Source organism: Streptomyces sp. NRRL S-495, from assembly GCF_000966955.1.
GTDB lineage: Bacteria > Actinomycetota > Actinomycetes > Streptomycetales > Streptomycetaceae > Kitasatospora > Kitasatospora purpeofusca.
In genome coordinates, this window is sequence record NZ_JZWY01000999.1 from 1 (window position 1) to 7763 (window position 7763).

The window sequence follows — 7763 nt, forward strand, 5'->3', positions numbered from 1 at the left end:
GGGAGAGTAGGACGCCGCCGAACAATCATTGTGAAGAACCCCCGTCGGGAAACCGGCGGGGGTTCTTTGCGTTGTGCGTGAATTGCTGCCCGTATTGCTGCGTCCGGTGCTCGGGGGATTCGGCCCTGTTGGGGCAGGGGCCCGCGCGGGGTGGACCTAGGACCACCCTGAATTCGGGTGGGACGGCCAGTGCCGACGGCCCTGGGGCCGGGGACACTGGATGAGGAGGATCGGGGCCGGTCTGCGGCATCGGCATCAGCAATCAGGAGTTGGCGTGGCAACAGAGAGTCGGATCAGCGGGGGCGGTGCCGTGCGCGCCCAGACCGAGGCGGCCCTCGCTGCGGGCGGCCGCGGGCTGGCCCGGTTGTCCCTGCTGGTGCTCGGTGCGGTGCCGATCGTGGTGGTGCCCGTGTTCGGGGCCTTCTTCGCCGGCGCGACGGCCGCATGGCTGCTCGACGGCTACTACCCGGCGGTGTTCGTCGCGCTGATCGCTGCTGTGGGCGCGGCCCTGACGCTGGCCGGGCTGTTCGTGCGGCCGACCGCGACCCGGACCCGGGGGCAGCTCAACCGCTGGTACGGCACCAGGCTGCCGGCGTTGTACACCCCCAGGCCGCCGCTGGAGGCGGACGCCCGCGGTCACTGGTGGACGGGTTACTCCTACCACCGGTCCCACAACGTCGCCCGGCTCGCGCAGCTGCTGCACTGGGCGGTGAGGGACGCCGTGACGCGGCGCGAGATGCTCTGGCTGCTGGTCAGCCCGCTGCTGGCGCTTGCGTTGGGACTCGTGGTGCTGGGAGTCCTGGGCGGTGGGGCGGCGTTCGTGGTCGTCGCGGTGCGTGGCTACGGGCCGGTGGGTTCGAGCGGTGCCCCGACCGTGTTCCTCGCGACCCTGCTCGGGCTCGGGATGCTCGCTCTGGGCACGCTGCTGGCCCCGTACGCGGTGCGCGGGTACGCGGAGGTGGCCCGCAGGGTGCTGGACAAGGACGGTCGGACCTCGCACGCCCAGCTGACCCGGCGGGTGGCGGAGCTGACCGAGACCCGGGCCGAAGCGGTCGGGGACCAGGCGGCGGAGCTGCGGCGGATCGAGCGGGACCTGCACGACGGCGCCCAGGCGCGGCTGGTCGCGATCGGGATGACGCTGGGCACGATCGAGCACCTGATGGAGACCGATCCGGTGGCGGCGCGCGAACTCCTGTCCGAGGCCCGGCAGTCCTCGGCGCGGGCGCTCCAGGAGCTGCGCGACCTGGTCCGGGGCATCCACCCGCCGGTGCTGGCGGAGCGGGGCCTGGGTGACGCGGTCCGTGCGCTCGCGCTGGACTGCGCGCTGCCGACCGAGGTGTGCGTGAGTCTGCCGGACCGCCCGGCGGCGCCGGTGGAGGCCACGGCGTACTTCAGCATCTGCGAGCTGTTGGCCAACGCGGCCAAGCACTCGGGCGCGGAGCAGGTGTGGGTGGACATCCTGTACCGGGCCGGCCGGCTGCGGGTGACGGTGACGGACGACGGGGTCGGGGTCGCGGATCCCACCAGGGGGACCGGGCTGCGGGGGATCGAGCGGCGATTGGGTACCTTCGACGGTGTCCTGGCCATCGACAGTACGTCGGGCGGTCCGACCACCATCACCCTGGAGCTGCCGTGCGAGTTGTCCTCGCCGAGGACCTTTACCTCCTTCGAGAAGGTCTGATCAGGCTGCTGGAGGCGCACGGCTTCACGATCGCCGCAGCGGTCGAGACCGGTCCGGAGCTGCAGGAGGCGCTGCTGACGCACCGTCCGGACGTCGCGGTGGTCGACGTCCGGCTGCCGCCGACCCTGACCGACGAGGGCCTCCAGGCGGCGCTCAAGGCCCGCCGGGAGATTCCGGGCCTGCCGGTGCTGGTGCTGTCGCAGCACGTTCAGCAGCTCTACGCGCGGGAGTTGCTGGCGGACGGCACGGGCGGGATCGGGTACCTGCTGAAGGACCGGGTCTTCAACGCCGACCAGTTCATCGACGCGGTTCGCCGGGTGGCGGCCGGCGGTACGGCGATGGACCCGGACGTCATCGCCAAGCTGATGCAGAGCACCTCGCGTCGTTCCGGACCGTTGCAGCGGCTGTCGCCGCGCGAGCGGGAGGTGCTGGAGCTGATGGCGGAGGGGTGTTCGAACTCGGCGATCGCCGCCCGGCTGTCGGTGAGCGACGGTGCGGTGGCCAAGCACATCGCCAATATCTTCACCAAGCTCGAACTCGCCCCGGCCGAGGATGCGAACCGCCGGGTCATGGCCGTGCTGGCCTACCTCAACGGCACGGCGGGGCAGCCGTCCTGACCGGGCGCCCGCTCCCCGGCTCCGCGGGGCGGGGCGTTGGGGAGCGGCAGCGGCCGGTCGCGGTGACGGTGCGGGCTGCGGGAACGCTGGGACAGGTGTACGAGTAAACTCCGGTGGGCCGAGCCCGGAGGTCGCTCAGCCGTCCGGCGCCCCGACAAGCGGGAACCGGCAGCCGAGGCAGCGAACGGCCGCAGCCGACATCCAGGGGTTGATAGACGTAATGGCACGCCCATCGCTCACCAAGGCCCACCGCAGCCTGCTCGGTCTGGTCGCCGCCGGTGCCTGCATCATCTCCGGTATCGGCTTCGCCGGCTCCTACAGCGCGGTCAAGGAGCTGGCCGAGCAGAAGGGCTTCGGCGCCTTCTCCTACGCGTTCCCGATCGGCGTGGACGCGGGCATCGTGGTCCTGCTCTCGCTGGACCTGGTGCTCACCTGGCTGCGGATACCCTTCCCGGCGCTTCGGCAGACCGCCTGGCTGCTGACCGTCGCGACCATCGCCTTCAACGCGGCCGCCTCCTGGGGCGACCCGCTCGGGATGGGCATGCACGCCGTCATCCCGCTGCTGTTCGTCGTCGTGGTCGAGGCCTCCCGGCACGCGGTGGGCCGGATCGCGGCGATCACCGCGGACCGGCACATGGAGTCGGTCCGGATGATGCGCTGGCTGCTCTCGCCGGTGCCGACCTTCCGGCTCTGGCGGCGGATGAAGCTCTGGGAGCTGCGCTCCTACGACGAGGTCGTGCGGCTGGAGCAGAACCGGCTGGTCTACCGGGCCCAGCTGCGCTTCCGCTACGGCCGCGGCTGGCGCCGCGCGGCGCCGATCCAGGCGCTGCTGCCGCTCAAGCTGGCCAAGTACGGGGTGCCGCTGGACCCGTCGGTGTTCGACCGGATGGACGAGGACGCCCGGGTGGCCCGGGAGGAGAAGGAGGCCCGCGAGGTCGAGGCGGCGGCCCGGGCCGAGGCGGCCCTGGCGGTGCAGGAGGCCCGCGCGCTCCAGGAAAGCCGTGCGGCGGCCGTCCTGGTGCCGGCCGGGCAGCCCGCGCGGGCCGGGAACGGCGCCGCGGCGGCCCGCGAGCAGGACGGGGCCGAGGGGCCGGTCGCCGCGAGGCAGCAGCAACAGCCGGTCCGGGTCGACCGTTCCACCCAGGCCGTGCCGCGGGTGCCGGGCCCGGCGCAGAGCCGGCCGCAGCCGCAGCCCCAGGGGCAGGGCCGCCCGGAGCCGGAGCCGGAGGCGGAGCCGCAGGGGCAGCCCGAGCCCGCTCCCGCCGAGGTGCTCGCCAAGCTCGCCGCCGTGCGGCTGCGCGACGCCCAGGAGCCGGTCGGCGGGGCGCAGCAGCCCCCGGCTCCGCAGGAGGAGGAGCTGAACGTCTGGACCGAGCGGGCCGTGCGGACCACCGGGCATCCCAGCGACGCTGCGCCGGGCGGGCGGGTGCCCGGCCAGGTCTCGCCGTGGTTCAAGCCGCCGCGCCCGACCGACCCCGACCAGCCGGAGGCCCCGGAGCAGCAGGCCGCCGTCGCCCACGCCGGGCCCGAGGCCGGGTACGCGGAGCCGCCGTTCGTGGAGGACCGCTTCGCCGAGCAGGGTCAGGTCGAGCAGGGCTACACCGAGCAGGCCTACACCGAGCAGGCCTACGTCGAGCAGGCCTACGTCGAGCAGGGCTCCGCCGAGGCCGCGGAGGAGGCGCCGGAGTTCGCCGAGCGCGGGCAGCGGCCGATCGGCCCCGCGCCGCGCCCGGGCTCGTACCGGCTGGATCCCGAGCAGGCGTTCGAGGCGCTGGTGAGCTACATCGACACCTTCGAGCACGAGCCGGACCCGCAGCGGCTGGCCGCCTGGCTGACCAAGAAGTACGGCGTGGCCGGCAACCGTCCCGACGGCTCGGTCCACCCCAAGGACGTCGAGGCGCTCTACCCGGAGCTGCGGGACCGTTACGCCACCTCCGGGCGGGACTGACCCGGCCCGCGGCTGCGCCGCCCGGTCCGCCGGCGGGCATTGACGCCCGTTCCCGGCCCGTCTACCTTCGCATCAACAAACTGTTGAAGCGCTGGCCTGGCACGGGCCCCGCGCGCATGCTTGCGTGAGGAGTGACGGATGTCGCAGGTCGAGACGGGTGCTACCGGGCCGACGGGCGCGGCGGGATTCTCCGCCGCCGCCCGGTCCGCCGTGGACGCGCTGCTGGCGCCGGTCGACGCCGATCTGGCCCACCGCTTCCCGGGCGACCCGGGCACCCGCCAGCCGGTCCACACCGTCTACGTGCCGGCCGACGCCTTTGCCGCTGACACCGTGCGGAGCTGGGGCCGACAGGCCCTGGAGGCCTTCGACACCCACGCCGGCACCCCCGCCGAGCTCGCCCGCGCGCTCGGCGTAGCTGACGACGGGCTGCTCGCCGAGGTGCACCGCCGGGTCCGGGCCAAGCTGGAGCGCGAGCCGGTCGAGGACCTGCGGATCGACTTCGAGGACGGCTACGGCCCGCGGCCCGACGCGGAGGAGGACGCGGCGGCGGTCCGGGCCGCCGAACTGCTCGCCGCCGCGGTCGCCGACGGCAGTGCTCCGCCGTACCTCGGCATCCGGATCAAGTGCATGGAGGCGGCCGTTCGGGACCGCGGCATCCGCACCCTGGAGCTGTTCCTCGGCACCTTGCTGGCGCACGGCGGACTGCCCGACGGGCTGGTGCTCACCCTGCCCAAGGTGACCTACGCCGAGCAGGTCACCGCGCTGGTCCGGCTGCTGGCGGACTTCGAGCGCGGCGCCGGGCTGCCGGAAGGACGGCTCGGCTTCGAGATCCAGATCGAGACCACCCAGGCGATCCTCGGCCCGGACGGCCGGGCCACCGTCGCCCGGATGATAGCGGCGGCCGAGGGGCGGGCCACCGGCCTGCACTACGGCACCTTCGACTACAGCGCCGCGTGCGGGGTCGCCGCCGCCCACCAGAGCATGGACCACCCGGCCGCCGACCACGCCAAGGCGGTGATGCAGGTCGCCGCCGCCGGGACCGGGGTGCGGCTCTCCGACGGCTCCACCAATGTGATCCCGACCGGCACCACCGCCCAGGTGCACGCCGCGTGGAAGCTCCACCACGACCTGGTCCGCCGCTCGCTCGCCCGTGCCTACTACCAGGGCTGGGACATGCACCCGGCGCACCTGCCGACCCGGTACGTCGCCGTCTACTCCTTCTACCGGGAGGGCCTGGCCTCCGCCGCGGCCCGGCTGGCCGCGTACGTGGCCAAGGCGGGCGGGGACGTCATGGACGAGCCGGCGACCGCCCGGGCGCTCAGCGGGTACCTGCTGCGCGGGCTCGACTGCGGTGCGGTCGACCTCGCCGAGGTCCGGGCGGCGACCGGTCTGGACCGGGCCCGGCTGGACGCGCTCGCGGGCCGCGGCTGAGCGCTGCCCGCCCGCCCCTCGGGTCCGGCGCCCCTCGGGTCCGGTTCGAAGGGCACGCCGTAGGCTGGCGGGGCGGTCCGTGGGCGAGCTGTCGTCCCCTGTGGGCCGCGCCGTCGCCCCTCGTCGTCCTCCGGGAGAACCGCCGCGCCATGCCCGCCACACCGGAGCCGACCCCCCGGCCGTACCTGACCGTCCGGAGCGCGGGCACGCACGAGATCGAGATCAAGAAGTCCCGGTTCATCTGCCACCTCGCCCGGGTCGCCGACGAGGAGGAGGCCCAGGCCTTCATCGCGGGCATCCGCAAGCAGTACTGGGACGCCCGGCACAACTGCACCGCCTTCGTGGTCGGCGAGGAGCAGCGCCGCGAGCGCTCCAGCGACGACGGCGAGCCCGGCGGGACGGCCGGGGTGCCGATGCTGGAGGTACTGCGCCGGCGCGGCGTGACCGACACGGTGGCGGTGGTGACCCGCTACTTCGGCGGTATCAAGCTCGGCGCCGGCGGCCTGGTGCGCGCCTACGGGAGCGCGGTGTCGGAGGCGCTGGACGAGCTCGGGCTGCTGGAGCGGCGGCCGGTCGCGCTGCTCGCGGTGACGGTCGACCACGCCCGGGCCGGGCGGGTGGAGAACGACCTGCGGGCGGCCGGATTCACGGTCAGCGACCTGGCGTACGAGGCGTCCGGGGTGCGGATCGAGGTGGGGGTGCCGGAGCCGGAGGTCGCGGCGTTCCACACCTGGCTGGCCGAGGCCACCGGCGGTACGGCGGCCGGGGTGGCGGCGGGCCGGACCTACGTCGAGGTGCCGGTCTGACCGGACGGCGTCCGCGCGGCCGGTCCCGGGGCGGGGCCGGAGACGATGCAGATTCTCGTCCTGTGCGACAGCGGGCTTGAGCAGATTCACCCGAATGTAGTGACGTGGCCCGGAGTTGGAACTTCCGCTCCGGGCCATGGCGTTTCCTGGGCACAGGTCCGGCGAACCGGACCAAAGACCCATCGATGGAGGACACGGGACCCCACCGCCCCACGGAGGTATGCGCATGACCTCGGAACGTTCCTCGTCGTCGCCCGCCCGAGCCGGACTCCCCGGCTCCGGAGGCCCTGCGGCGCCCTATCGGATGACCGTCACCACCGCCCTCCCGTACGCCGACGCCCTCGCCCTGGCCGACCAGCACCTCGCCGCCTGGCTGAAACGGGAGGGGTGCGAGGAACCCCCGCCCGCCCTCCTCGGCCCGCCGCCCGCGCTGTCCGCCGCCCCGTCCGCTCCGTGCGACCTGTCCGCCCCGCCCCGGACCGGAGCCGCCGCCCTCTACGCCGAGCGCTTCCGGCTCGGCGACCGCGTCCTGCTGGACCGCGACGGCGGTCCGCTCCCGGGCGGTCCCGGGGGCCGCTACGACCGCCGCCGGGTCCGTACCCCCGCCCCGCACGGCACCGACCACCTCACCCTCACCCTGGCGGCCGGGCCCATCGGCCCGACCTGGCTCCGGCTGGAGGCCGCCACCCGCACCACCGACAGCGCCGTGCGGACGCCCGGCCGGGTACCGGTGCCCGAACCGGCCCGCACCCTGCTGCCGCTGCTGGACGCCGCCGACGGCCCGGCCGCCGTCCTGGCCGCTCCCCGGATGCTCACCGCGGCCGAGGTCGACGGCCTGGTCGACGAGCTCTGCGACCCGGACCGCCGGATGCCCGCCATGGTGGCCAGCGTCCCGGCCGGCCTCGATGCCGGAGCGTGGCTCGCCGAAGTGGTCGCCCCGCTCTGCGAGCATCTGCCGGGACTCGCCACCCTGTACGTCCTGGACGCCGAGGCGCGCACCAGGTTCAACGTCGCCCTGGAGTTCCACGCCGTCTACGGAGGGGCGGTCCGCACCTATCTGCCCGAGGTCGACCCGGCCTCGCGCCGGGACGGCCGCCGGCACCCGGTGCTGGCCCGCCACCGGATCGAGGAGGACCCGCGGCGCGCGGCCGTCCTGCTGTCCCGCGAACCGCGCCGGCTCGCCGCCGAACGGACGCCGCCGGCGACGCTGGCGGCCGTGCCCCCGCCGCGGGTGCCGGCCTCGGCACCCGTACTCGCGGCCCCGGTGGCCGTCCCCGTCG

At 74.7% G+C, this 7763-nt stretch carries 5 protein-coding genes and 1 pseudogene; all 6 read left to right on the forward strand.

Features of this window, described 5'->3' with window-relative positions; all coding sequences use genetic code 11:
* Nucleotides 1–274 precede the first annotated feature (274 nt).
* Nucleotides 275–1681, forward strand: coding sequence for a histidine kinase (locus VR45_RS37725; protein WP_234326559.1), 1407 nt, complete (start codon nucleotides 275–277; stop codon nucleotides 1679–1681).
* Nucleotides 1633–2298, forward strand: coding sequence for a response regulator transcription factor (locus VR45_RS37730; protein WP_045944465.1), 666 nt, complete (start codon nucleotides 1633–1635; stop codon nucleotides 2296–2298). The genes VR45_RS37725 and VR45_RS37730 overlap by 49 nt, the downstream gene beginning before the upstream one ends.
* Nucleotides 2299–2518: 220 nt before the next feature.
* Nucleotides 2519–4246, forward strand: a complete 1728-nt coding sequence (locus VR45_RS44980) for a DUF2637 domain-containing protein (protein WP_078897374.1) — start codon at nucleotides 2519–2521, stop codon at nucleotides 4244–4246.
* Between the two features lie 138 nt (nucleotides 4247–4384).
* Nucleotides 4385–5677: an aldolase/citrate lyase family protein gene (locus VR45_RS37740; protein ID WP_045944466.1), complete on the forward strand. Its 1293-nt coding sequence runs from the start codon at nucleotides 4385–4387 to the stop codon at nucleotides 5675–5677.
* A gap of 149 nt (nucleotides 5678–5826) precedes the next feature.
* On the forward strand, nucleotides 5827–6483 hold the full coding sequence (locus VR45_RS37745) for a YigZ family protein (protein WP_045944467.1): 657 nt from the start codon (nucleotides 5827–5829) through the stop codon (nucleotides 6481–6483).
* A 304-nt stretch (nucleotides 6484–6787) separates the two neighbouring features.
* A pseudogene (locus tag VR45_RS37750) lies at nucleotides 6788–7763 on the forward strand (hypothetical protein); the annotation flags it as partial.

Coding starts and splice junctions, on each gene's coding strand:
- VR45_RS44980 (WP_078897374.1), top strand. CDS start 2,519: ATGGCACGCCCATCGCTCACCAAGGCCCACCGCAGCCTGCTCGGTCTG.
- VR45_RS37740 (WP_045944466.1), top strand. CDS start 4,385: ATGTCGCAGGTCGAGACGGGTGCTACCGGGCCGACGGGCGCGGCGGGA.
- VR45_RS37745 (WP_045944467.1), top strand. CDS start 5,827: ATGCCCGCCACACCGGAGCCGACCCCCCGGCCGTACCTGACCGTCCGG.